22 protein-coding genes and 1 other annotated feature are annotated in these 24,945 nt (G+C 42.6%); of the genes, 19 read left to right on the forward strand and 3 right to left on the reverse strand.

Annotated features, from left to right (window positions below):
* The first annotated feature begins 31 nt into the window (after positions 1-31).
* Together ACDD58_RS12680 and ACDD58_RS12685 are read left to right on the forward strand one after the other, a co-directional pair.
* Entirely contained in the window at positions 32-1,603 is a 1,572-nt protein-coding gene (locus ACDD58_RS12680) for a stage IV sporulation protein A (protein WP_370777779.1), read from the forward strand.
* Between the two features lie 84 nt (positions 1,604-1,687).
* A complete protein-coding gene (locus tag ACDD58_RS12685; protein WP_118209007.1) occupies positions 1,688-2,335 on the forward strand; it encodes a YitT family protein in 648 nt (215 codons plus the stop codon).
* Here the strand turns inward: ACDD58_RS12685 and ACDD58_RS12690 are convergent.
* On the reverse strand, positions 2,228-2,899 hold the full coding sequence (locus ACDD58_RS12690; RefSeq protein ID WP_370777781.1) for a hypothetical protein: 672 nt from the start codon (positions 2,897-2,899) through the stop codon (positions 2,228-2,230). The two genes, ACDD58_RS12685 and ACDD58_RS12690, sit on opposite strands and share 108 nt — an antisense overlap.
* Positions 2,900-3,102: 203 nt before the next feature.
* On the opposite strand from ACDD58_RS12690, the gene ACDD58_RS12695 reads away from it, so the two are divergent.
* From ACDD58_RS12695 to ACDD58_RS12735, 9 genes are all read left to right on the forward strand, one after another.
* Complete coding sequence (locus ACDD58_RS12695) at positions 3,103-3,939, forward strand: purine-nucleoside phosphorylase (RefSeq protein WP_117919093.1); 837 nt, start codon at positions 3,103-3,105, stop codon at positions 3,937-3,939.
* A gap of 68 nt (positions 3,940-4,007) precedes the next feature.
* On the forward strand, positions 4,008-5,309 hold the full coding sequence (locus ACDD58_RS12700) for an amidohydrolase family protein (RefSeq protein ID WP_370777783.1): 1,302 nt from the start codon (positions 4,008-4,010) through the stop codon (positions 5,307-5,309).
* A gap of 56 nt (positions 5,310-5,365) precedes the next feature.
* Positions 5,366-6,121, forward strand: coding sequence for an MBL fold metallo-hydrolase (locus ACDD58_RS12705; protein ID WP_186899530.1), 756 nt, complete (start codon positions 5,366-5,368; stop codon positions 6,119-6,121).
* 217 nt (positions 6,122-6,338) lie between these two features.
* Positions 6,339-6,491: a vanadium nitrogenase gene (locus ACDD58_RS12710; protein WP_370777785.1), complete on the forward strand. Its 153-nt coding sequence runs from the start codon at positions 6,339-6,341 to the stop codon at positions 6,489-6,491.
* Between the two features lie 65 nt (positions 6,492-6,556).
* On the forward strand, positions 6,557-9,217 hold the full coding sequence (gene alaS / locus ACDD58_RS12715) for an alanine--tRNA ligase (RefSeq protein ID WP_370777787.1): 2,661 nt from the start codon (positions 6,557-6,559) through the stop codon (positions 9,215-9,217).
* 74 nt (positions 9,218-9,291) lie between these two features.
* On the forward strand, positions 9,292-10,581 hold the full coding sequence (locus tag ACDD58_RS12720) for a methyl-accepting chemotaxis protein (protein WP_006856187.1): 1,290 nt from the start codon (positions 9,292-9,294) through the stop codon (positions 10,579-10,581).
* A 33-nt stretch (positions 10,582-10,614) separates the two neighbouring features.
* Complete coding sequence (locus tag ACDD58_RS12725; RefSeq protein WP_370777790.1) at positions 10,615-11,499, forward strand: Ig-like domain-containing protein; 885 nt, start codon at positions 10,615-10,617, stop codon at positions 11,497-11,499.
* A 142-nt stretch (positions 11,500-11,641) separates the two neighbouring features.
* Positions 11,642-11,818 carry a 30S ribosomal protein S21 gene (gene rpsU / locus ACDD58_RS12730; RefSeq protein ID WP_006856185.1) on the forward strand — a complete coding sequence of 59 codons (177 nt, stop codon included), beginning with the start codon at positions 11,642-11,644 and terminating at the stop codon, positions 11,816-11,818.
* Positions 11,819-12,075: 257 nt separating this feature from the next.
* Positions 12,076-12,630, forward strand: coding sequence for a PilZ domain-containing protein (locus ACDD58_RS12735; protein WP_006856184.1), 555 nt, complete (start codon positions 12,076-12,078; stop codon positions 12,628-12,630).
* Between the two features lie 171 nt (positions 12,631-12,801).
* Here the strand turns inward: ACDD58_RS12735 and ACDD58_RS12740 are convergent, their stop codons facing one another.
* Entirely contained in the window at positions 12,802-13,443 is a 642-nt protein-coding gene (locus ACDD58_RS12740) for a lactate utilization protein (RefSeq protein ID WP_117919105.1), read from the reverse strand.
* 207 nt (positions 13,444-13,650) lie between these two features.
* Between ACDD58_RS12740 and ACDD58_RS12745 the strand changes: the two genes are divergently transcribed.
* The 3 genes from ACDD58_RS12745 to ACDD58_RS12755 all read left to right on the forward strand — a co-directional run bounded on the left by ACDD58_RS12745 (position 13,651) and on the right by ACDD58_RS12755 (position 17,777).
* Positions 13,651-15,387 carry an ABC transporter ATP-binding protein gene (locus tag ACDD58_RS12745; RefSeq protein WP_186899536.1) on the forward strand — a complete coding sequence of 579 codons (1,737 nt, stop codon included), beginning with the start codon at positions 13,651-13,653 and terminating at the stop codon, positions 15,385-15,387.
* A 153-nt stretch (positions 15,388-15,540) separates the two neighbouring features.
* Positions 15,541-16,725 carry a CobW family GTP-binding protein gene (locus ACDD58_RS12750; protein WP_117919109.1) on the forward strand — a complete coding sequence of 395 codons (1,185 nt, stop codon included), beginning with the start codon at positions 15,541-15,543 and terminating at the stop codon, positions 16,723-16,725.
* A 110-nt stretch (positions 16,726-16,835) separates the two neighbouring features.
* Positions 16,836-17,777 carry a GTP-binding protein gene (locus ACDD58_RS12755; RefSeq protein ID WP_370777795.1) on the forward strand — a complete coding sequence of 314 codons (942 nt, stop codon included), beginning with the start codon at positions 16,836-16,838 and terminating at the stop codon, positions 17,775-17,777.
* Positions 17,778-17,951: 174 nt separating this feature from the next.
* Here the strand turns inward: ACDD58_RS12755 and ACDD58_RS12760 are convergent, their stop codons facing one another.
* Positions 17,952-18,794, reverse strand: a complete 843-nt coding sequence (locus ACDD58_RS12760) for a bacteriohemerythrin (protein WP_370777796.1) — start codon at positions 18,792-18,794, stop codon at positions 17,952-17,954.
* A 173-nt stretch (positions 18,795-18,967) separates the two neighbouring features.
* Positions 18,968-19,209 (forward strand) — a binding site (T-box leader).
* Between the two features lie 112 nt (positions 19,210-19,321).
* On the opposite strand from ACDD58_RS12760, the gene ACDD58_RS12765 reads away from it, so the two are divergent.
* The 5 genes from ACDD58_RS12765 to gltA all read left to right on the forward strand — a co-directional run bounded on the left by ACDD58_RS12765 (position 19,322) and on the right by gltA (position 24,728).
* Positions 19,322-20,437: an ABC transporter substrate-binding protein gene (locus ACDD58_RS12765; protein WP_370777798.1), complete on the forward strand. Its 1,116-nt coding sequence runs from the start codon at positions 19,322-19,324 to the stop codon at positions 20,435-20,437.
* 36 nt (positions 20,438-20,473) lie between these two features.
* The gene (locus ACDD58_RS12770) at positions 20,474-21,436 is read left to right on the forward strand and encodes an ABC transporter permease (protein WP_370777800.1); all 963 of its coding nucleotides are present in this window, start codon (positions 20,474-20,476) and stop codon (positions 21,434-21,436) included.
* Entirely contained in the window at positions 21,436-22,245 is an 810-nt protein-coding gene (locus tag ACDD58_RS12775) for an ABC transporter ATP-binding protein (RefSeq protein WP_117919121.1), read from the forward strand. The genes ACDD58_RS12770 and ACDD58_RS12775 overlap by 1 nt, the downstream gene beginning before the upstream one ends.
* Before the next feature lie 188 nt (positions 22,246-22,433).
* Complete coding sequence (locus ACDD58_RS12780; RefSeq protein ID WP_117919123.1) at positions 22,434-23,312, forward strand: sulfide/dihydroorotate dehydrogenase-like FAD/NAD-binding protein; 879 nt, start codon at positions 22,434-22,436, stop codon at positions 23,310-23,312.
* Positions 23,313-23,342: 30 nt separating this feature from the next.
* A complete protein-coding gene (gene gltA / locus ACDD58_RS12785; protein WP_118208999.1) occupies positions 23,343-24,728 on the forward strand; it encodes an NADPH-dependent glutamate synthase in 1,386 nt (461 codons plus the stop codon).
* Positions 24,729-24,945 lie beyond the last annotated feature (217 nt).

Consider the following 24,945-nt stretch of genomic DNA (forward strand, 5'->3'; position numbering starts at 1 on the left):
AAATGTTACAACATATGGAGGAGAATATCTGATGGAACATTTCAGTGATAACAGAGAATTTGACTTATACCGGGATATTAATACCCGTACCAATGGAGAAATTTACATAGGAGTTGTAGGTCCGGTGCGAACCGGAAAATCCACGTTCATTAAGCGTTTTATGGATCTAATGGTACTTCCTTTTATGGAAGATGAACATGCGAAAGAGCGTACCATGGATGAACTGCCACAGTCCGCAGCAGGAAAAACAATCATGACGACGGAACCGAAATTTATTCCACAGGAAGCAGCAGAGATTGTTTTGCCGGAACTGTCATCCGGCAGCACCGGCATGTCACAGCCGGCACTTCCACAGTCTGTACTGCAGGGGACTGCAATACAGGGAGCTGCCGCACAGACGAAGATAAAGGTACGTCTGATCGACTGCGTCGGATTTATGGTGGAAGGTGCATCCGGGCATATGGAGGGAAATGAAAGCCGCATGGTAAAAACGCCATGGTCAGAGCAGGAGATTCCTTTTACAACAGCGGCATCAATCGGTACCCAGAAAGTGATCCGGGATCATGCAACGATCGGAATTGTTGTGACAACCGATGGCTCAATCGGGGAACTGCCACGCAGTGCGTATGTGAAAGCGGAAGAACAGACAATAGATGAGCTGAATGCGATTGCAAAGCCGTATGTCATTCTGTTAAATTCGCAGAAACCATACAGTGATGAGACAAGGGAACTGGCATCAGGTCTGAAAGAAAAATATCAGACTGCTGTTTTACCTGTGAACTGTGAACAACTGCGGAAAGATGATATTGTCCGCATTTTAGAGAATATCCTCTGTGAGTTCCCGGTGACACGTGTCGAATTTTTTATTCCGAAATGGACAGAAATGTTAAAGCCGGAGCACCCGATGAAAGCGGAGATCATTAAAACTGCCACAGGGATCTTAGACAGCATGCATAAGACGGGAGATGTAAGGGCACTTACGTTTACGCCGGAGCAGTATGTATCGCAGATCAAGATCGACGAGACGGATCTTGCAACCGGGCGGGTGACGGTGCGGATGGACTTAGACGATAAATATTACTATGAAAATATGAGTGAACTGACCGGTGTGCCGATCGCAGGCGAATACGAGCTGATTTCTATGATAAGAGAAATGGCAGGACAGAAAGAGGCTTATGAAAAAGTGTCAGATGCTTTTAAATCAGTACAGGTAAAAGGCTATGGGGTTGTCAGTCCGGGACTTTCCGATATTCAAATGGAAGAGCCGGTTCTGATCCGGCATGGCAATAAATTTGGTGTAAAAATGAAAGCGGTATCACCATCGATCCATATGATACGCGCCAATATTGAAACTGAGATCGCACCGATCGTCGGAAGTGAGGAGCAGGCAAATGATCTGATATCCTATATTAAACAAGGACAGCAGAGTAAAGAGGGCGCATGGGAAACAAATATTTTCGGTAAATCGGTCGGAGAACTGATGGAAGATGGCATCCGCAATAAAATTGCAATGATGGATGATGAATGTCAGATGAAATTGCAGGATACTATGCAGAAAATTGTCAATGATAATAATGGTGGCATGGTATGCATCATCATTTGATGCGGTATTATTATTCATGATCGTAGAATGTTCATGGAATGTACATTATATAGACGAAAAATAAGAGAGAAAAGAGAAAAACAGATGAAAAAATTCATTCAGGGAATGTATCAGAAAAAGAATTTTGGACTAAGACTGACAGCGGTGACCTTAGCAGTGATTGTAATGGGATTTTCCTTGTCATTGCTGGTACTTGTGGATCTGGGAACAGATCCGTGTACCAGCATGAATCTTGCCATTTCTGAAAAACTGGGGATGGGAATCGGAAACTGGCAGGCACTGCTTAATACGGTCATATTTATTTTTGTCATTTTTTTAGGCAGAGAAAATATCGGATTTGGAACACTTGCAAATATGTTTCTGGTCGGCTATTCGCTGCAGTTTTTTTCTTGGGTATGGGAAAAGACATTGCCGGTGGGATTGTTTGATTCGATGGCAGTGCGCATTTTAGTACTGATTCCGGCATTGGCGATATTTGTTGTGGCGGCAGCAGTGTATATGGATGTGAAATTAGGAACAGCACCGTATGATGCGATTGCATTTATCATTGCAAAATGGGTGCCGAAGGTGCCGTTTCGGCTAGTGCGGATGGCATTTGACTTTACTATCATCGTGATTGCATTTTTATTTGGTGGCAAGATCGGAATCGTAACGATCCTGATGGGATTTACCCTTGGACCGGTCATCGGTGCTGTCGGTGAAAAGATCAGCAGGTTTATTGAGTGTGACTAAAGGATCAGATTTATTATCATCGGATGATTTTTGCGGGAGATGCTGGTATTTCCCGCTTTTTTGAAATTCGTTGTAGGCATCCTGATAAGCGGCGACAATGTATTCTTTCATGGGATCCTTGTCACTCACCATCGACATGGTATCTGAAAATATTTTGGCAGCCTCTTCCTTGCTTTTACAGTGTTCTAACTGCTGTTCAAGAGAGTCGCGCATCGCCTGGATTCTGGCTGCCTGCATATAGAGCTGGGGATCTACTGCCTGAAGAAAACGCATTTCTTCTTCGGTCAGTTTTTTCCCGCTTTTTAATTTTGCCTGGATCCTTGCTAATTCTGCCTGCTTTTCCTCGTCGGTCATGCCGCAGGCGGGGCTTAAAAGCTCGGAGATGTTCTGCGTCAGGTCAAAGGCATCCATGCCGGAAACACTGCCTGCATTTAAAATATTATCACCGGAAGAAAGACCGATGGAAGATTTTGATAAACGGTCTGTGATCTGGTCGACCACATTTCTTTTGCCGGAAGATGGGTTTAAAATCTTTTTTAAGCCGGAAAGATTGAGCTGAGTCATAAATTTTCTCCATTCCTATGTTATTTTCTTACAAAATATATCGGGGAAAATCAGCTTTTGTTTAGGATGGAGATTGGATTTTATGATTTCTTCTGTTATAATCGAAAATGACAGTGTTGCGAACAACAAAAAGAAAAATGGGAAGAATATAATGAATCCTGAGTTGACAGAAAATAGAGGGCAGGCAGAAGAATGGAGGTATTATGAATCCTGTATATGAAAAATTATTAAAATGCTATGATAGTTATAAGTCAAAAATTGATTTCACTCCAAAGGTGGCATTGATCTTAGGTTCCGGTCTTGGCGATTATGCGGATGATATCCGCGTGGTGGACACGTTAGATTATCGTGATATCGAAGGCTTCCCGGTGTCGACGGTTCCGGGGCATAAGGGCAGATTTATCTTCGGATATGTGGATGATGTTCCGGTTGTGTGCATGCAGGGGCGTGTGCATTATTATGAGGGATATGAGATGAGTGATGTTGTACTGCCGGTACGTCTGATGAAAATGATGGGCGCAGAGGTACTGCTCCTTACGAATGCTGCAGGCGGTATCCAGCTTGGCATGCGTGCCGGAGATTTCATGCTGATCAAAGACCAGATCGCAAGTTTTGTACCGTCACCGCTCAGGGGAGCCAATATTGAGGAACTCGGTGTGCGTTTCCCGGATATGAGCCAGATCTATGACTTAGATCTGCAGGAGACTGTAAAACATACAGCGGCAGCACTTGATATCCAGATCAAAGAGGGGACTTATATCCAGCTTTCCGGACCGCAGTTTGAGACACCGCATGAAGTCGCTATGTGCCGCACATTAGGTGCCGATGCAGTCGGCATGAGCACTGCCTGTGAGGCGGTCGCAGCAAAACATATGGGAATGAAAGTGCTTGGAATTTCCTGCATTTCCAACCTTGCAAGCGGGATCTCGGCAATTCCATTATCCCACGCGGAAGTCCAGGAGACAGCGGATGCCGTTGCTCCGAAATTCAAGGCACTTGTGACCGGGACGATCAAAGCAATCGGGGCACAGCAGAATTAAAGTTACTACGATTCAGCAGATCAAAAGATATGATCCGTTGAACAAAGACAATAAGAAAAGAGGAAAAAATGAACATACGTTTCTACAATGCAAAAATATTAGTACCGGCAGAAAACCACAAATTTCAGATCACAGAGGGCGAACTCTGGGTAAAAGGAAAAGAGATCTGCTACATCGGAGACGGTAAGACCGGCATCGATGCAGTCTGCCAGAATGGTGAGGCTTTCGTATGGGAGCGTGAGATCGACGCAAAAGGCAATCTTTTGATGCCTGGATTTAAAGATGCACATACGCATACAGCGATGACATTTTTACGTTCCTATGCAGATGACCTGCCGCTGCAGGACTGGCTGAACAAACAGGTATTTCCGAAAGAGGGACAGCTTACGGAGGATGATGTATACTGGCTCAATATCCTTGGAATCATGGAATACTTAACCAGCGGTATCACGTCCAACTTTGATATGTACTTCTTCCCGCCGGTCGATGCAAAGGCATCGGTAGATACTGGATTCCGTACCGTTCAGACCAGCGGATTGAACAACTTTGGCGGCACGGTAGAGTTGATGGAGGAAAATTATCACATTGTCAATGAGATGAGTGACCTGACAAGCTTTATCGTGGGATTTCATGCAGAATACACGACATCAAAAGAACTGATGGAGGGCGTGGCAAAACTGGCACAGAAATTAAAATCCCCGGTATGGCTGCACAATTCCGAAACAAAACTGGAAGTGGCAGAGTGCAAAGAGCGCTGGGGTATGACACCGACACAGCTTACGGATGCACTTGGTATGTACGAGTACGGCGGCGGCGGTTACCACTGTGTATGGTTTGAGGATGCTGATTTTGAAATTTACAAGAAGAAAAAACTGACAGCAGTGACAAACCCGGCTTCCAACTTAAAACTTGCTTCTGGTATCTGTCCAACCAAACGTTTTGTGGATGAGGGAATCTCCATGGCGATCGGAACCGATGGCCCGGCAAGCAACAACTGCTTGGATATGTTCCGTGAGATGTTTTTGACATCCGCACTTGCAAAGGTGCGTGAGATGGATGCAGAGTGTGTCAGTGCAGATGAAATTTTATACATGGCAACCACAGGCGGTGCACATGCCATGCAGTTATTTGACTGTGACAGCCTTGCAGTCGGCAAAAAAGCAGACCTTGTCATGATCGACTTAAATCAGCCAAATATGCAGCCGGAAAATAATATCGTGAAAAATCTTGTATACAGCGGCAGTAAGCAGAATGTAAAACTGACTATGGTAAATGGAAAAATTTTATACGAAGACCAGAAATTTGACATCGGATTTGATCCGGCAGACATTTACCGTCGTGCAAATGAGATCATCCGTCGGATGAAATAAAAATACATGCTTTGCAGATATTCGGTTGCTATGAATAAAAAGTCAGAAGGAGAAATATGCAGGTAATATTTATACATCACAGCTGTTTCCTTGTTGAAGTAGATGAAAAAGTACTGATTTTTGACTGGTTTGCAGGAGACAGGATCAAAGGATACACATTTCATGGAGTGATTCCGGAATATGAACCGGACACGCCAATTTATGTGTTTGCAAGCCACAAGCATCAGGATCATTTTGATATGGATGTGTTGCACTGGGCAGAAAAATATAAAAATATTCATTATATTTTTTCGAAAGACTGCAAAATGAGTCCGCATTTTTTACAGAAACATGGATTTTTGGAAAATATCAGAGAGAAGATCACCTATGTTTCTGCAGGGGAAAAATACCAGGTAGATGATGTGAAGATTGAGACATTGCGCTCAACGGATGCAGGAGTTGCATTTTATGTAGAGACACACGGTGCTACATTTTTCCATGCAGGTGATTTAAACGACTGGACATGGGAAGGTGCGGGAGATCTGATCAACGGCAGGATGAGAAGAGAATACCGGACGCAGATCAAAAAACTTGCGGGAAAACCGGTCAATCTTGCATTTGTTCCGATGGATCCAAGACAGGGAACCAATCAGGAACTTGGCATGGACTACTTTTTAGAGACAACATCTGCAGAATATGTATTCCCGATGCATATGTGGCAGGATTATTCACATATCCCGGTTTATAAAAAGAAAATATGGAATCCGGGGATGGCGGAGCGTGTGGTGGAAATCACACATGAAAATCAGGTTTTCCTGATTGAGGAACAGTAGTGTTAACGCTACTGTTCACAGGCAGGCATTTTCTGAACTGAAAATGCCGTATGATACAGTGGTGGCAGCAGATTTTGCCGATTTGGAATGCGAAGCATCGGCAAAATCCGTTGCTGGAACGAGGTACGAGTGAATAGTAACATGTTAACGCTTGACGCATAGGAAAAAAGTGCGTTATACTGAATAAGTTATAGAAGATAGAAAGGCAGGGGTATCTATGGCAGTATTTGGATGGTTTGTACATTATGTGTTAATCATGGTAATTCTTGCAGCAGTTGCAGTCGCAGGAGTATTTGCCGGCAGAAAATGGGCAGAGAAAAGCAAGACAAAAAAAGATGCTGCAGCATCCGGAAATACCGGAAAAGAATAACACCGTCGTGACCCGGCAAAAGAGCAGGGTATGAAATAATTTATACAACGTTGGAGGAACTTGTCGTGAAGAAGTTTTACGGAGAAAATGAATTGCGCAGAATGTATCTTGAGTTTTTTGAGAGCAAGGGACATCTTGCAATGAAGAGTTTTTCATTGGTACCACACAATGATAACAGCTTACTTTTGATCAATGCGGGTATGGCACCGCTTAAGCCATATTTCACAGGTCAGGAGATACCGCCGAGGAGAAGAGTGACCACTTGTCAGAAGTGTATCCGTACCGGCGATATTGAGAATGTCGGTAAGACAGCACGTCACCTGACATTTTTTGAGATGCTTGGCAATTTCTCATTTGGTGATTACTTTAAACATGAAGCGATACACTGGTCATGGGAGTTTTTAACCCAGGTTCTTGGGCTTGAGGAGGACAGACTTTATCCGTCTATTTACGGGGAAGATGATGAGGCATTCGAAATCTGGAACAAAGAAGTGGGTGTTCCGGCAGAGAAGATCACCAGATTTTACCGTGATCCGGAAACCGGAGAATGTGATAACTTCTGGGAGCATGGCGCTGGTCCTTGCGGTCCTTGTTCTGAGATCTATTATGATCGTGGAGAAAAATACGGCTGTGGCAAACCGGACTGTAAAGTAGGATGCGACTGCGACCGTTTCATGGAAGTATGGAACAACGTATTCACCCAGTTTGAGGGTGACGGTAAGGGCGGTTACACAGAACTTGCACAGAAAAATATTGATACCGGTATGGGATTGGAGCGTTTAGCTGTTGTTATGCAGGATGTAGATTCTGTATTCGATATTGATACCATGAAAGCAATCCGCGACAAGGTATGTGAGCTGTCCGGTAAAAAATATCAGGTAGATGCATTAGACGATGTATCCATCCGTCTGATCACTGATCATATCCGTTCTGCAACGTTTATGGTTTCCGATGGTATCATGCCTTCAAATGAGGGACGTGGATATGTACTGCGCCGTATCATCCGCCGTGCAGCAAGACACGGAAGAATGCTTGGTATAGATGGCATCTTTATGGCAAAACTGGCTGCTACCGTAATCAATGAGAGTAAGGATGGTTATCCGGAACTTGAAGAGAAAAAAGATTTTATCTTTAAAGTATTATCTCAGGAAGAAGAAAAATTTGGAAAAACAATCGATCAGGGACTTTCCATCCTTTCTGATATGGAAAAACAGATGGAAGCAGACGGCGTAAAGGTTCTTTCCGGTGAGAATGCATTTAAACTTTATGATACTTATGGATTCCCGATGGATCTGACACAGGAGATCCTTGAAGAAAAAGGATTTTCTGTCGATGAAGAGGGATTCAAAAAGGCGATGGAAGTACAGCGTACCACAGCGAGAAAAGCCCGCAAAGTGACAAACTACATGGGCGCTGATGAGACAGTATATGAGTCTGTCGATCCTTCTGTTACCACAGAGTTTGTAGGCTATGATTCCTTAAACTGCAAGTCAAAAATTACCGTACTTACCACAGAGACGGAGATCGTTGAGGCATTATCTGATGGAGAGGTTGGAACCGTGATCGTAGAACAGACTCCATTCTATGCTACCATGGGTGGACAGCAGGGAGATAAGGGTATCATCCGCACTGCAACCGGAGAATTCCAGGTAGAGGATACGATCAAATTACTTGGCGGAAAAGTAGGACATGTCGGAAAGATGATCTCCGGTATGATGAAAACAGGAGATGAGGCAGATCTTTCGGTAGATGCAGCACTCCGTGCAAAGATCTGTAAGAACCATTCCGCAACACATTTACTGCAGAAAGCATTGCGTGAAGTATTAGGAACCCACGTAGAGCAGGCAGGTTCCTATCAGGATGGCGAGCGTACCCGTTTCGATTTCAGTCATTTTGCAGCCATGACACCGGAGGAACTTGAAAAAGTAGAAAAGATCGTCAATGATAAGATCGCAGAGGCAATTCCGGTACGCACAGATGTGATGACTGTAGATGAGGCGAAAAAGACAGGAGCCATGGCGTTATTTGGCGAAAAATACGGTGAGACTGTCCGTGTGGTATCCATGGGAGATTTTTCCAAAGAATTCTGTGGTGGTACTCATGTAAAGAATACATCCGAAATAGCAGCATTCAAGATCATCTCTGAAAATGGTGTTGCAGCAGGCGTCCGCAGAATCGAGGCACTGACCGGAGACAACGTATTTGCTTACTATCGCAATTTAGAGAAAGAACTTTTAGAGGCAGCGAAAGCGGCAAAGGCAACACCGGCGACATTAACAGAGAAAATCGAGCATATGCAGGCAGAGATCAAAGCACTGACCAGCGAAAACGAGTCCTTAAAGAGCAAAGCAGCAAAAGAGGCGCTTGGAGATGTCATGGATCAGATTGTGGAAGTAAAAGGTGTGAAATTACTTGCTTCTGCCGTAGACGGTGTAGATATGAACGGTCTGCGTGATCTTGGAGACCAGTTAAAAGAACAGCTTGGTGAAGGTGTGATCGTACTTGCTTCTTCCTGTGAAGGAAAAGTAAATCTGATCGTTATGGCAACTGATGCAGCAATGAAACAGGGAGCGCATGCAGGAAATCTGATCAAGAGCATTGCCGGCAAAGTCGGCGGTGGCGGCGGCGGACGTCCAAATATGGCACAGGCGGGAGGCAAAAATCCGGCTGGTATTTTGGAGGCGATCGCAGAGGCAAAAACAGCACTTGAGGCACAGCTTTCCTAAAAGCTGTTTAGCATGATTGTCCCGCAACTGAAGAATCACGGAAGATGACAGCTTTTTAGCTATGGAGGCAAAAGATGGATAAAGAAATGGAATTTAAAAATAAGAGTATTAAAGAAAAGGTAAACGGAAGCTTTGAAATGATCATAGTTTTATATGTGGTCAGCGTGGCGTTTGCAGTATTTTTAATGTTTGCAGTAAAAATTGTTCCGTCTGCAACAGAGTATTTTGTGCTTGCCGGAGGTATTGTTGTGCTTGCGATTATAACGGTCTGCAGTATTCTGGCAACATTGAAACGGGCTAAGATGCTGATACACTATATTGTAGAACCGGTCAGGGAACTAAGCAGTGTGGCAGAAAAAATCTCTGGTGGAGAACTTGATATTGAAATTGCTTATCAGTCGGAGGATGAGATCGGAGAACTTGCAGAAGATTTTCGCAAAACAGCAACTACGCTGCAACGGATTATAGGAGATCTTAATCATATTCTGGATGCATTTGCAAAAGGTGATTATACGGTAAAATCCGGATGCAGGGATGCTTATGTGGGAGAATTTGATACGGTGCATGCAAAACTGATTGCAACAACAGAACATGTTAGTGATGCTTTAAAATCAATCCGTGAATCTTCGAATCAGGTGGCACAGGGATCCGACCAGCTTGCAGTCAGCGCACAGGATCTTGCCAAAAATGCAACGGATCAGGCAGTGGCCGTTGATTCTTTAGCACAGAGCGTTTCAGAAATCACAGAACAGATTCTTGGAACAAGTAAGTCGATTGATATTGTACATGATAAAGCGAAAGACGTTGGAACAACAGCAGCGGTAAGCCAGCAGAAGATGACAGAACTGACAGAGGCAATGGAGCGTATTTCCGTGACATCCAAGGAAATCGGACAGGTTATCGAAGAAATTGAGAGTATTGCATCACAGACAAATCTGTTGTCCTTAAATGCATCTATTGAGGCAGCAAGAGCCGGTGAGGCAGGAAAAGGATTTGCAGTTGTTGCAGAGCAGATCCGTATGCTTGCTGAGAGCAGTGCAAATTCTGCAGATACGTCAAAACAGCTTTTGACAGAGAACCAGAATGAAGTAGAACACGGTAATCAGGTGACACAGCAGACGGCAGAATCTCTGACGGATGTTCTGAACGAACTGGATGCTATTGTGGGTGAGGTAGCAACGATCCGTACGGCATCTGATCGTGAGGCAGCCTTTGTAAAAGAGATCGAAGACAGCACGAAACAAATCAGCGACGCAATCCAGAGCAACTCTGCAGCATCGGAAGAAACATCTGCTACCAGTGAAGAACTTTCTGCAGAAGCAGATTCCTTAGAGGGCCTTGTAGAGCGTTTTAAACTGCGTTAAATGTTTGTTTAATACAGAGGAGAGAAAATGCAGATGAAAATAAAGGAAAAGATGATTGCTGTGGTTATGGCATTTGCAATGATGTTTACGTTTATTTTTGCAGGTGAAAGCAGTGAAGTAATCGCTGCTGCGAAAACAAAAGCATTAGAGATAAATGTTGATTTTGCCAGGAATGCAGCAAGTGGAGATGACAGCGGGATATATGTAAAGAGCCTGATTTCCAATAAAAAAATTACTTTTGGAAAGACTTATGTATTTCAGACAAAAATTTATGTGCCAGCCGTTTATATGAAAACTGGAAGAATATGGGTAAAACCTGCAGTTAATTTTTTTACAGGCAAAAATGGCGATACATATGCCGGAATGGCACAGTCTTCGAAAGAAGGATATTCTTATGATAAGAATTCGAAAGAAGTAAAAAAATATGGTGATTTTTATGTTGTCAATGTGAAAATACCATTGGATAACTGTGACAGGATTTCTGCATCAAAGGGAAGTGTGTATGGACATCTGTTCATCTCTGGTTTTAATAAGGCATATAAGGGAAGTATTTATGTTGATGATGTGACACTTACTGTAGATAAGAAATCAGTTGTAAAGCAAAATTATGAGAATGGAAAAAACAGTGGTTGCTGGTATTATCTTAACAGATCAGAAAAGGAATATACACCTGCAGTTGTTTCATTCTCAGGAAAAACATTGGATGTGACTAAGACATCGCTTACTATAAAAAAGGGTAAAAAAGCGACGATCAAAGCCACTGCAATGCCAAAAACAAAAATAACATATCAGTCTAAGAACAAGAAAGTCGCTACAGTAAACAGTAAAGGTGTTGTCCGGGGCATTCGGAAAGGAAAGACAACCATTCTTGTCACAGCGAATGGGAAAACTGTTAAAGTTCAGATTACCGTAAAATAATTTCAAATAAAAATCTGAAATTATTTCAAAAATAGGTTGACGAACCGGGAAAATATGTTATAATGCTATATAGTGCAATAAATATTACCCAAACAGTTGAATATGCACAATACGCAACTGGAGGGAGGTTAGGTGTGAGATAATGTCTAGTGTAATTGTAAAAGAAAACGAGACTTTAGATAGCGCTTTACGTCGTTTCAAGAGAAACTGCGCAAAAGCAGGTATCCAGCAGGAGATTCGTAAAAGAGAACACTACGAGAAACCAAGCGTAAAACGTAAGAAAAAATCTGAAGCAGCTAGAAAAAGAAAATACAACTAATAATTAGTTGTAGTGCAAAAAGACTACCGCATGTGTGGTAGTCTTTTTTTTCTCTGAGTGAGGTTATTTACCAGATATATTTTATTGCGATAATAAGTCTATTCGTAAGGTGGATAATCTTTAGAAATATCGTGGAGCAAAGGGCATGGTATTGCAGAAATGCATAAATATGTTTATAATATGAGAAAAGATGTATGAAATACGAATTTAAGATAGAGACAGAATATACGAAATGAGTAGAATGGAGATGATATTTTATGATTAATTTAAAAAACTGCCGGGTAATTATCCGTGAACAGAAAAAAAACAGTGTACTTGCAGACACGGTAATTCTTGGTCATAATCTGCTGACAAATATCATCAAAGTGCGGGCGAGTGCGATGGCATATCGCCCGAAAGAACCAGTGGGACTGCTTGTTTTTCTGGAGAACAAAATATATTCTTATTTAGGTACCGTACAGGGGGCGGTGATCGCAAACGAAATGTCGATTGCGCTATACGATGAAGAACAGAAAAAAGGCAGAAAATTTGAGCGTTATGAGATTGAAGCATCTGGCAAGATCGAAGGTGTCAGGATAAAAAATAACATGATAACGCTCCATAAGCCGATACCGGTTACCATCAAAAATATGAGCGCAAATGGTGTACTGTTTAAAGGAATTTCCGGCTGTCTGGACGTTGGAATGCAGCTACAGCTTTATATGGATGTAACTGATTCAGGAATGCGTTATGAGTATAAAGTGGTTCGTAAGCAGAACAGCAATCCGGAGACCGAAGAGTATGGTTGCAAAATGGTTGCAAAAAAGAAATGACAGAGATGAAAAAAGGAACTGTGAAATATTAAAAAGTAATAGCTCAACTTTCATATTTTCACAGCTCCTTTTTTAGTTCATGATATAATAAGACTGCCGAGCGAAGCGAGTGTAGATCACGATCATGTGCTGATTTTGCACATGATATATTCTATTATTTAGATCAGGTATTTAATAGCCGAAAGTATCTCCGATCAGCAGTACTTTGATACGCCCTTTGATACCGCTTCTTCTGGTGATAACAACCTGGTTGCAGATACAGTCAGGTGAAAGGCAGTCGGCACATGTACCTGTCGTGGAACAAGGTGTCTTTTTATTAAGACGGATGCAGTTCTGTGGTGTGGCAACATTATGAATACGGCTTAAGGCTTCTTCTACATTAGCAGCCACCTTATTCATGCCGGTCAAAATAATAACGGTTTCCGGACCATAGATCAGTGCAGCAACACGGTTTCCGGTTCCATCGATATTCACAAGTTCACCGTTTGCTGTGATCGCATTGGTACTCATGAAATAAACATCACTGGAAAGTGCATCATGATACATTTTTTTTGTTTCCTCAGGTGTTTTTGCAGTAGAACGGTCGATTAAATGGATTGATGGATCGTGGCGGAGAGCCGTTAACATTCCAGTTTCCTCTAAAGTCATGGAGCCGCCGAAAGATACACTCTGTCCGTCTTTTAAGAAAGAAAATGCAAGTTTTTCCGCATCTTCCACAGTTGGACAGTAGTAACCTTCCATCTGGCGTTTTTCAAGATTTTTGATGATTGTTGCAGCAAGTGTTTCGTGGTATTTACTTTTGATTGTATCCATACATGTACTCCTTTTTATCATATTTGACAATGGATATATTTCAGCCGGACATTGGCAGTTATTGCGATAAATTCATTGTCACTGTGTGCTTCTTTTAGTATAGCACATATTCTTGACTTTTGGGACAGGATAGATAAAATAAAAGAATATGTGTTCCGTAAATAATGAATCATTACGAATGAAAAGAGACTGAAATGGAGGAACTTTATGAGTGAAAATCTGAAAAAGATGATTTCATATTATAAACCATATCTTGGAGTATTCTGGGCAGATATGTTTTTTGCTACGGTATCTGCAGCGGTTGCCCTTGTGATCCCGCTTGTGATCCGCTATGTGACTTCCACATTGATCTATTTAAAGCCGCAGGAGATATTAGGACAGATCCGGTGGATCGCTGTTATGCTGTTTGCACTTGTAGCGATAGACTGTTACAGCCGTTTTTTTATTGCAAACCAGGGGCATGTGATGGGCGCTAAGATCGAATATGATATGCGGGCAGAAATTTTTGCGCATTTTCAGAAACTGTCATTTTCCTTTTACGATGACCAGAAAGTCGGACAGCTGATGTCCCGTATTACGACGGATCTCTTTGATATCACGGAGCTGATGCATCATGGACCGGAAAATATTATTCTGTCCCTGATAAAGATTATCGGTGCATTTATAATTTTAATGAGTATTAAACCGGCGCTGGCACTTGCTGCGTTTGCGGTGCTGCCGTTTATGTTTCTGTTTGCCTATTACATGAATGGAAAAATGCGTCGTGCGTTTCGCAGTAATCGTGAACGGATTGCAGATATCAATGCACAGATCGAGGATAACTTATCCGGTATCCGTGTGGTAAAGTCTTTTGCCAATGAGGATATTGAAAAAGAAAAATTCCGTCAGGGAAATGAAGGGTTTTTACGTGCAAAAAAGAACAGCTATTATTATATGGGAAGTTTTTCAGCGGGACTTGGCACTTTTACTACCCTGATCCAGGTCAATGTTATACTTGCAGGTGTGATTCTGATCGCAAAGGGAAGCGTGGATATCAGTGATCTGGTTACATTTTTACTTTATATCAGTGTGTTTACAGATCCGGTGAGAACCCTGATCGATTTTACGGAACAGTTTCAGAATGGTTATACCGGTTTTGAGCGTTTTCAGGAAATTATGGCGGTCGAACCCGATATTGCAGATAAACCGGATGCAAAAGAACTGGTCAATGTAAAAGGAAATATCAGTTTTGAGGATGTTTCTTTTAAGTATGAGGAAAATACAGAATGTGTATTAAACCATATTAATCTGAATGTTCCGTCAGGGGCATATATGGCACTTGTGGGATCATCGGGGGCTGGAAAGAGTACGCTGTGTTCTTTGATCCCAAGATTTTATGACGTGACGGCAGGGGCAGTAAAGATCGATGGATGTGATGTCAGGGATATCAGATTAAAGAGCCTGCGTGACCAGATCGGTATCGTACAGCAGGACGTATATCTGTTTGTTGGAACAGTTTTTGACAATATCCGCTATGGAAAGCCGGATGCGACACGTGAGGAAGTCATTGAAGCAGCAAAAAATGCCAATGCACATGATTTTATCATGTCGCTGCCGAATGGGTATGATACCGATATAGGGCAGAGGGGAATCAAACTTTCCGGTGGACAGAAACAGCGTCTTTCCATTGCAAGAGTATTTTTGAAAAATCCGCCGATCCTGATTTTTGATGAAGCAACGAGCGCTCTTGATAATGAGAGTGAGAAAGTTGTACAGGATTCTTTAGAGAAACTGGCGAAAAACCGGACAACATTTGTGATCGCACACAGACTTTCAACAATTAAAAATGCACAGCGTATACTTGTTTTGACGGAAGAGGGGATTGCCGAGGAAGGAACGCATGAAGAATTGCTGGCAAAAGGTGGAGTGTATGAGAAACTGTATCAGATGCAGTTTCATAAGTAAGGGTTATTGCAACAGATTATCCGGAACTATGGATCAGTGAAAAACAGGGAGCACCGTGTCAAATATAAAAGTTTCATGAAATCTGTGCAAAAAATTGCAAAAGAAGAAAAACTAGAGTAAAATAGTAGTGTTTGTGAAGGGAGAGATAAGACAATGACAAAGATTGATATTATATCTGGTTTCCTTGGAGCCGGAAAAACAACATTTATTAAAAAAATGATCGAGGAAGTTTTTAAGGGCGAGAAGATCGTTCTGATTGAGAATGAGTTTGGTGAAGTTGGTATCGACGGAGGATTTTTAAAGGATGCCGGAATTGAGATTACAGAGATGAACTCCGGTTGTATCTGCTGTTCTTTAGTAGGTGATTTCGGTAAGAATTTACATGAAGTTATCGAGAAGTTCCATCCGGACCGTATTTTGATCGAGCCGTCAGGTGTCGGTAAATTATCTGATGTTATGAAATCTGTGATCGACGTGGAAAAAGATGAGGATGTCAAATTAAACGGACTGATCACAGTTGTCAATGCATTAAAGGCAAGCAAGCAGATGAAAGCATTTGGCGAGTTCTTTAATAACCAGATCGAATATGCGACGACTGTTGTTTTAAGCAGAAGCCAGAAGGCAACACCAGAGCAGTTAGAGCTTTGTGTAAAACAGATTCAGGCATTGAATCCAAAAGCTGCTGTTATCACTACTCCATGGGATGAGATCAAAGGTGAGCAGATCTTAAAAGTAGTAGAGGGACAGGATTCTCTGGAAGTAAAACTTCTTGCAGAGCAGCATGCAAAGGAAGAAGCAGAGGAACATGAGCATGAGCACCATCATGACCATGATCATGACGAGCATGAACATCACCACGATCACGACCATGATCATGAAGAGGATGAACACCATCATGACCATGATCATGACGAACATGAACATCATCATGACCACGATCACGACGAGCATGAACACCATCATGACCATGATCACGACGAGCATGAGCATCATCACGAACATGATGAGAACTGCACCTGTGGCTGTCATGACCATGAACACCATCACCATCATCATGCAGATGAGATATTTACAAGCTGGGGCAAAGAGACTCCTCATAAATTTACAAAAGAGCAGATCGAGGAAGTATTAAAGACGCTTTGTGAGACAGACGATTACGGTGAGATCCTCCGTGCAAAAGGTATGGTTGCAGATGTAAATGGTTCCTGGATCTACTTTGATATGGTTCCGGGTGAGTATGAGATCCGTGAGGGAGAGCCGGATTATACCGGAAGACTCTGTGTGATCGGTACACATATTGACGAACACAGATTAGAGGAGCTGTTTGGAATCGCGTAAAAGCGGAAGATCGGAGACTAGTGTGAAAAATAACATTTTTCACACGCAAGATTTGTGCTTATGCACAAACTTGAGATGCGCTGGATGACAGCGAAAGAATGGAGATTTATATGAACGAAATACCAGTATATTTATTTACCGGTTTTATGGACAGTGGAAAGACGACTCTTGTAAAAGAGACGCTGTTTGATGATGGATTTACCGAGGGCGGAAGAAGCGTCGTGATCTGCTGCGAGGACGGAGATATCGAATATGATGAGGCAGAGTTAAAAAAGATCAATGCAAGACTCATCATGGTAGAAAACGAAGAAGATTTTACAGAAGAATTTTTAAACAAGGTTCAGGCGGAATATCTGCCGGAGCAGGTGTTTATCGAATACAACGGTACCTGGGGCATGGGAACGCTGATGGATATGGAGCTTCCGAAACACTGGGTGATCGTACAGCAGTTAGCAACCGTGGATGCAACAACATTTGATATGTATCTTGCAAATATGCGTACTATGGTAATGGAACAGTTATTCCAGGCGGATGTTGTGATCTTTAACCGTTGTGATGACAGTACGGATAAAGGAAAATGCCGTCGTAATGTTAAGGCACAGAATCGTAAGGCACAGCTTGTTTTCGAACGTGAGGATGGCAGCTTAGATGAGCGCCCGGAGGAACTTCCGTTTGATCTTTCCGCGGATGTTATCGAAGTTACAGATGCAGATTATGCGATCTGGTACATGGACTGCATGGACAACCCTAAGAAATATGAAGGCAAAAAAGTATCTTTTCTTGCTCTGGTATATAATCCGGAAAAACTCAAAAAAGGTGTGTTTGTACCGGGGCGTTTTGCAATGACATGCTGCATTGAGGATGTGACATTTATCGGATTTAAGTGTAAATATGCGGATGAGGACAAGATCCCGCACAAATCCTGGATCAATATCACAGCGGAAGTGCATGTGGAATTTGCGAGGGAATACAAAGGAAAAGGACCGGTGCTTTATCCGGTATCGATTGAACCGGCAGAAAAACCGGAAGATGAGCTGGTTTATTTCTCGTAAACTGAAGATGCATTGAATAGGTGCGATGTGATGTATAAGATAGAACTTTAAATGTAACCTATGCAATATTAATGTGTATATTTTAATAAGGACAGGTATTGGATGATCATTTCGTTTCCAATACCTGTCCTTATGTTTTTAGAAAATCGTAAGATCAACTGCTGGTATTTGCAGCTATTCTTCTTTGATGCCATGTTCTCTCATGTATTCGCCAATTTTTTTGTCGGAACCTAAAATGTGATTAATGAGCCATCCGGCTAAAAACTGGATCAGATCGATCAGATATTCCTGCTGGTTGTCATCCATATCGTCTAACTCGGTCAGATCAATTTCTACAAGACGTTCCACAAAAGCAGTATGTGCACGCTTCTGGGCATCAAGCTCCGGATACTGTATACGTTCCATCAGAGCTTCTTCATCATGAAAATGAATTTCGGTATAATCCTTTAATTCAGCAAGCAGACGCATGATCTCGTCATACTTGTCATGCAGAAGTTCTGCGTGGATCAGATCATTGGTATCATGGATGATCTCAAACAGGCGGCGATGTTCATTATCAACTAAATCAATACCGGTATGGTATTTTTCTGTAAAAGCAAATGGATCTTCCTCATTTACAGAAATAGAAGACATCTTACCGATCATGATATCGCTGCTTAAAATATGGCGGTACAGCCAGCGTACCAGATAGGTAAGCAGTTCGTCGAAAGATTTTTTTGTTGCTTCCGGTGAGGAAGTGTCCAGGGAGAAACTGTTGACGGTTTTCGTAAAATCTTCATGTTCTTTTTTCTGAATCGGAAGTTCCGGATCATGAATACGTTCCATATAAGCCTCTTCATGGGCAAAATGCGTTGCTGCGTAATCCTTTAAGCCAGGAAGCAGATTTTTGGTAATGGCAGATACATCCATATTTTCTTTAGAAAGATCGATCGCTTCATTGATCATGTGGAATAATCTGCGGTGCTCGTTGTCTATTTCTTCAATGCCGATCAGGCAGTCATCTGTAAATTTGTACATGATAGAATCCTCCGTTGTTATTATAGTATAATACTTCAGGGTGCAGTGCACTGTTCATTGCTTACGCACATTATAGCATGAATCCGTGACAGAAAAAAGAAATAAAAAAGAAAATAAAAAAGAAAATAACATATTGACAAAGCCGCTTTAATGTATTAAAGTATACCCATAAAGAAAAACCGTTGAGAAAGAGTAGTAAGCGATTTTTGATATCACAGAGAGCTGCAGGCGGTGGGATTGCAGTATGGATGGATTTGCTGAATGGACTTTTGAGGGCGGCCTGAACAGATACAGTAGGCGTCGCCGGGAACCGGACCCGTTACCCATCCGGCATGTATGGTTGTACATGAAGCGAGTGGACTTTTCAGTCAATATGAGTGGTACCGCGATAATAGATACTATTACCGTCTCAGGCAAGAACCTGAGGCGGTTTTTTGTGTAATAAAAAAGTATTTTTTGTTACGCTGCATGACGAATTCCACCTCTCAAAACGGATTTTCCAAATTTAAAATCTGGAGGAAAAAATAATGAAAAGAAAAATGATGGCAGTAGTATTAATGATGGCAATGACAGCAGGTGTGCTTGGTGGATGCGGAAATAACGCAGGAAGTAATGCAAATGCAGATGGAAATGCACAGAATAATGCAGATACTGCAGAGATAAAAGAGGATGCGGACGGAAATGTGACAGAAGCTGCAAATGCAGATGGAACAGTTTATAAAGTAGGTATCGTCCAGTATGTAGATGATGCATCTTTAAATCAGATTGAGAAAGCAATTGAGGCAGAGCTTGATGCAAAAGGTGCAGAACTTGGTGTGACATTCGATTATGCAGATTATACCTATAACGGTCAGGCAGATTCTTCCACATTAAATCAGATCGCAACAGATCTTGTGGCAGAGAAAGTGGATGTGATCATTCCGATTGCAACCCCGGCAGCCATGATCATGCAGAACGCAACAGAGGATAACCAGATCCCGGTTGTATTTTCCGCAGTATCAGATCCGGTCAGTGCAGGGCTTGTTGCAGACTTAGAGGCACCGGGAGCAAATATCACAGGTACATCCGATGCACTTGACACCACGGCAGTCATGAAGCTGATCATGGCAGCCAACCCGGATGTTAAAAAGATCGGACTGTTATATGATAAGAGCCAGGATTCTTCTAAGGTACCGGTTGCAGATGCGATTTCTTTCTGTGAGGAAAATGGTATTGAGTACATTGAAAAGACAGGAACCACCAATGCAGAAGTATCCGCAGCGGCAGATGCACTTGTGGCAGAAGGAGTGGATGCAGTATTTACTCCAACCGATAATACGATCATGACAGCAGAACTTGCGATTTTTGAAAAATTTGCAGATGCAAAGATTCCTCATTATACAGGAGCAGATTCTTTTGCATTAAACGGTGCATTCTTAGGCTATGGAGTTAACTACACAGAACTTGGAACTGCAACAGCAGATATGGCAGCAGATGTTCTTGTAAATGGTGCGGATCCTGCAACAACAGCAGTCCGTACCTTAGACAGCGGTATTGTGACTGTCAATACAGAGACAGCGGCAGCCGTTGGTATTGATGATGGCGTGTTCAAAGATATGTGTGAGGAATTAAAAGAAGTTACGACTGCAGAAGAATTTGAATAAAAGCGGAATATAAGAAAAAATGAGCCGGAGGGGATTATGGGTTCAATCATTACACTTTCCATTGTACAGAGTGCGTTGGAACTTGGTTTTATCTATGCACTTGTTGCATTGGCATTATTTGTATCATTTTCCATATTGGATATTGCGGATCTGTCAACAGACGGCTGTTTCACGTTGGGCTGTGCGGTCTGTGCGACAGTGACGCTTGCCGGACATCCGGTGTTAGGATTGTTTGCGGCAGCCGCAGCAGGTGTGCTGTCTGGATTTGTTACCGCATTTTTACAGACCAGAATGGGCATTCAGTCAATCTTAGCCGGAATTATTGTAAATACCGGACTGTATACGATCAATATTGCAGTCATGGGGTTTGCATCCAATCTCAATCTTTTTTCCTGCGATACGGTATTTTCATGGGCGAAAGACCACATCGGAGGAACCTGGTATAAACTCATTGTCGCAGCAGTATTTGTTATGATTGTAGGCGTGATACTGGCATGGTTTTTAAATACGAGACTGGGACTTTCCATCCGTGCGACCGGCGATAACCCGGATATGGTAAGGGCATCAAGTATCAATACCGGACTTATGATCACGATCGGACTTTGTGTGGCAAATGCCATGACAGGACTCTCCGGCGGACTGCTTGCACAGTATCAGAAATCCTGCGATATCAATCTTGGAACCGGAATGGTGACGATCGCTCTTGCAAGCCTGATCATCGGAGAATCGATCATTGGAAAAGGCGGAGTGTTAAAGCGTGTGATCGGCGTGGTATTAGGAAGCTGCCTGTACCGCTTTATCGTAGCGATTGCTTTAAGATTAAATGTTCCGGCAGAATGTTTAAAACTGGTATCATCACTCATTGTTGCATTTGCGATCGCACTGCCTTATCTGAAAAAGCAGGCAGCGTTTATGAAACAGCGCCGCCTTGCAAAGGCTGAAAACCAGTTATATATGCAGCAGATCCAGAAACAGAACCAGAAGAAGGAGGAACCGTGATGTTAATTATGAAAAATGTCAGCAAGACCTTCAATCCGGGAACTGTCAATGAAAAATGCGCATTAAAAAATCTGAATCTGGAATTGAAGGATGGCGACTTTGCAACAATTATCGGAAGCAATGGAGCAGGTAAATCTACATTATTTAATGCGATCACCGGAGCATTTTTTATCGACCGGGGACTGATTGTGTTAGATGGGGAGGATATTACTTACCAGAAAGAACATGTGCGGAGCAAGGTGATTGGTCATCTGTTTCAGGATCCTTTAAAGGGAACCGCGCCGCATATGACGATCGAGGAAAATATGGCACTTGCCTATCTTCGCGCAAAAACTTCAAAAAATGCCTACTTCAGCCGTATCAATGCTGCTGATAAAGCAAAATTCAGGGAACATCTTGCATTGCTTGACATGGGATTGGAAGACCGTATGAAACAGCCCGTAGGTCTGCTTTCCGGTGGACAGCGTCAGGCACTGACGCTTCTTATGGCGACGATGGTCACACCAAAAATCCTGCTGTTAGATGAGCATACGGCGGCATTGGATCCGGCAACTGCAAAAAAAGTGCTCGACCTGACCAGACAGATCGTTGCAGAGAGAAAGATCACCTGCCTTATGGTAACCCACAATATGCACCAGGCATTAGAACTTGGAAACCGCACGCTTATGATGGATTCCGGAAATATTATTCTGGATGTGAGCGGGGAAAAACGGGCAGGCATGACTGTGGAGGATCTGTTAGAACAGTTTGCGGTCTGTGCCGGAAAGCGTTTAGATAACGACCGTATCCTGTTTTCACAGGCGCAATAGTGTTTAAAATAAAGAAAATGGAATTTTTTGCAGGATCTGGCAGTAATAATTTAAGAAAAAACAGAAGTAATTGAGAAAAATGGAGGAAAGCCGTTGAAATTTAGCGTGTTTTCCTTTATTATGTTAAAGTATGAAAATAAATACTTTGACGGGCATGTTGATGTATATAAAAATGTTAGGAGGAGAATATGTATCCAATCGTAAGAAGAGAAAAACTGGCAGATAAGATTTATCTTATGGATGTCAAAGCACCTCGTGTGGCACAGTACTGTGAGCCGGGGCAGTTTGTAATTGTAAAGATTGATGAGGAGGGCGAGCGTATACCGCTTACCATTTGTGATTATGACAGAGAGGCAGGTACGATCACAATCGTATTCCAGACTGTCGGAGCATCTACAGAGCGTATGGCATATTTACAGGAAGGAGACGCATTCCAGGATTTTGTAGGTCCGCTTGGATGTGCGTCTGACCTGATTGACGAAGATATTGAAGAATTAAAGAAAAAGAAGATCCTTTTCGTTGCCGGAGGTGTTGGTACAGCACCGGTATATCCTCAGGTAAAATGGCTGCATGAGCATGGTGTGGACTGTGATGTTATCATGGGATCTAAGACAAAAGATCTGTTAATCTTAGTAGATCAGATGAAGGAAGTTGCGACAAATCTCTATGTGACGACTGATGATGGTTCTTATGGATTCCACGGTATGGGAACCAATCAGTTACAGGAACTCTGGGATGCAGGAAAACGCTATGATCACTGTGTAGCGATCGGACCGATGATCATGATGAAATTCGTATGTAAGCTGACAAAAGAGCTTGGAATCCCGACCGTTGTTTCCATGAACCCGATCATGGTAGACGGAACCGGAATGTGTGGCGCATGCCGTCTGATGGTAGGCGGGGAAGTAAAATTTGCATGCGTGGACGGACCGGAGTTTGACGGACATCAGGTTGATTTTGACCAGGCGATGAAACGTCAGGCACAGTACAAAACAGAAGAGGGAAGAGCGATGTTAAAGCTACAGGAAGGTGATACACATCACGGCGGCTGTGGCAACTGTCAGTAGGATTGAGCGTTTGAAAAGGAGATAGAGAGAATGGACGTATTAAATAGAGTACCGGTTCGCGAGCAGGAACCACAGGTTCGTGCGGCTAACTTTGAAGAGGTATGTTTAGGATATAACGAGGAAGAGGCAAAGGCTGAGGCAGCGCGCTGCTTAAATTGTAAAAATGCACAGTGTATGAAAGGCTGTCCGGTTTCCATCAATATCCCTGCATTTATCGCACAGGTTAAAGAGGGGAATTTTGAGGAGGCATACCATATCATCAGCCAGTCATCTGCACTTCCTGCAGTCTGTGGACGTGTCTGTCCGCAGGAGAGCCAGTGTGAGGGAAAATGTATCCGTGGAATCAAAGGCGAAGCTGTTGCAATTGGTAAATTGGAACGTTTTGTTGCTGACTGGGCAAGAGAACACGGCATTAAACCGAAAAAAGCAGAGAAGTTAAACGGACATAAAGTTGCAGTCATTGGTTCCGGTCCTGCAGGTTTAACCTGTGCCGGTGATCTGGCAAAACTTGGTTACGATGTAACGATCTTTGAAGCACTTCATGAGGCAGGCGGTGTATTGATCTATGGTATTCCGGAATTCCGTCTTCCGAAACAGAAGGTTGTTGCAGCAGAGGTTGAAAATGTAAAAGCACTCGGTGTTAAGATCGAGACAAACGTTGTCATCGGTAAATCTGTTACGATCGATGAACTGATGGAAAATGAAGGGTTTGAGGCTGTATTTATCGGTTCTGGTGCCGGACTTCCAAGATTTATGGGTATTCCTGGAGAACAGGCAATGGGTGTATTTTCTGCAAATGAGTTTCTGACCAGAAATAACCTGATGAAAGCATTTAAGGATGAGTATGATACACCGATCAAAGCCGGCAAGAAAGTCATTGTTGTCGGTGGTGGTAACGTTGCTATGGATGCTGCAAGAACGGCAAAGAGACTTGGGGCAGAGGTACACATTGTATACCGTCGTGGTGAGGAAGAACTTCCGGCGCGTGTTGAGGAAGTACATCATGCAAAAGAAGAGGGAGTGATCTTTGATCTGCTCCAGAACCCGACAGAGATCCTTGTAGATGAGAATGGCTGGGTTAAAGGTGCGAAGGTCATTAAGATGGAACTCGGTGAGCCGGATGCATCCGGAAGAAGAAGTCCGGTAGAGATTCCTGGATCTGAATATGAGATCGAGGCAGATACCGTGATCATGTCACTTGGAACTTCCCCGAACCCGCTTATTTCTTCTACTACAAAAGGTCTTGAAATCAACCGCAGAAAATGTATCATCGCAGAAGAAGAAAATGGTGCTACTTCAAAGGCAGGTGTATTTGCCGGTGGTGATGCTGTAACCGGAGCTGCAACTGTAATTCTTGCCATGGGTGCAGGAAAAGCTGCCGCAAAAGGTATTGATGAATATTTAAGCAATAAATAAAAATAACTGCGAAGAAAGATATATTTAAGAAAAATGCCGGAATCAGTGATAAAAAGCTGATATCCGGTACTTTTTTGTTAGAAATTGTATCAGATATCTAATTTTTTTATAAATGTTTCTTAACACATCTAAAATATTCATTAAATCTTACCTAAAACCCACTTTTTTTCAAAATAATGGTTATACTTGTAAGCAAAGTTATGATGAATTGTAAATG

It is taken from the genome of Roseburia sp., assembly GCF_041325975.1.
GTDB classification, from domain to species: domain Bacteria; phylum Bacillota; class Clostridia; order Lachnospirales; family Lachnospiraceae; genus Roseburia; species Roseburia rectibacter.

What these genes read in the sequence shown, in the direction of transcription:
- ACDD58_RS12685 (WP_118209007.1), top strand. Translation starts at nt 1,688, where the DNA reads ATGAAAAAATTCATTCAGGGAATGTATCAGAAAAAGAATTTTGGACTA.
- ACDD58_RS12775 (WP_117919121.1), top strand. Translation starts at nt 21,436, where the DNA reads ATGTTAATTATGAAAAATGTCAGCAAGACCTTCAATCCGGGAACTGTC.
- ACDD58_RS12700 (WP_370777783.1), top strand. Translation starts at nt 4,008, where the DNA reads ATGAACATACGTTTCTACAATGCAAAAATATTAGTACCGGCAGAAAAC.
- ACDD58_RS12750 (WP_117919109.1), top strand. Translation starts at nt 15,541, where the DNA reads ATGACAAAGATTGATATTATATCTGGTTTCCTTGGAGCCGGAAAAACA.
- gltA (WP_118208999.1), top strand. Translation starts at nt 23,343, where the DNA reads ATGGACGTATTAAATAGAGTACCGGTTCGCGAGCAGGAACCACAGGTT.
- ACDD58_RS12705 (WP_186899530.1), top strand. Translation starts at nt 5,366, where the DNA reads ATGCAGGTAATATTTATACATCACAGCTGTTTCCTTGTTGAAGTAGAT.
- ACDD58_RS12680 (WP_370777779.1), top strand. Translation starts at nt 32, where the DNA reads ATGGAACATTTCAGTGATAACAGAGAATTTGACTTATACCGGGATATT.
- ACDD58_RS12690 (WP_370777781.1), bottom strand. Translation starts at nt 2,899, where the DNA reads ATGACTCAGCTCAATCTTTCCGGCTTAAAAAAGATTTTAAACCCATCT.
- ACDD58_RS12770 (WP_370777800.1), top strand. Translation starts at nt 20,474, where the DNA reads ATGGGTTCAATCATTACACTTTCCATTGTACAGAGTGCGTTGGAACTT.
- rpsU (WP_006856185.1), top strand. Translation starts at nt 11,642, where the DNA reads ATGTCTAGTGTAATTGTAAAAGAAAACGAGACTTTAGATAGCGCTTTA.
- ACDD58_RS12735 (WP_006856184.1), top strand. Translation starts at nt 12,076, where the DNA reads ATGATTAATTTAAAAAACTGCCGGGTAATTATCCGTGAACAGAAAAAA.
- ACDD58_RS12695 (WP_117919093.1), top strand. Translation starts at nt 3,103, where the DNA reads ATGAATCCTGTATATGAAAAATTATTAAAATGCTATGATAGTTATAAG.
- ACDD58_RS12740 (WP_117919105.1), bottom strand. Translation starts at nt 13,443, where the DNA reads ATGGATACAATCAAAAGTAAATACCACGAAACACTTGCTGCAACAATC.
- ACDD58_RS12755 (WP_370777795.1), top strand. Translation starts at nt 16,836, where the DNA reads ATGAACGAAATACCAGTATATTTATTTACCGGTTTTATGGACAGTGGA.
- ACDD58_RS12760 (WP_370777796.1), bottom strand. Translation starts at nt 18,794, where the DNA reads ATGTACAAATTTACAGATGACTGCCTGATCGGCATTGAAGAAATAGAC.
- ACDD58_RS12725 (WP_370777790.1), top strand. Translation starts at nt 10,615, where the DNA reads ATGAAAATAAAGGAAAAGATGATTGCTGTGGTTATGGCATTTGCAATG.
- ACDD58_RS12765 (WP_370777798.1), top strand. Translation starts at nt 19,322, where the DNA reads ATGAAAAGAAAAATGATGGCAGTAGTATTAATGATGGCAATGACAGCA.
- ACDD58_RS12745 (WP_186899536.1), top strand. Translation starts at nt 13,651, where the DNA reads ATGAGTGAAAATCTGAAAAAGATGATTTCATATTATAAACCATATCTT.
- ACDD58_RS12780 (WP_117919123.1), top strand. Translation starts at nt 22,434, where the DNA reads ATGTATCCAATCGTAAGAAGAGAAAAACTGGCAGATAAGATTTATCTT.
- ACDD58_RS12720 (WP_006856187.1), top strand. Translation starts at nt 9,292, where the DNA reads ATGGATAAAGAAATGGAATTTAAAAATAAGAGTATTAAAGAAAAGGTA.
- ACDD58_RS12710 (WP_370777785.1), top strand. Translation starts at nt 6,339, where the DNA reads ATGGCAGTATTTGGATGGTTTGTACATTATGTGTTAATCATGGTAATT.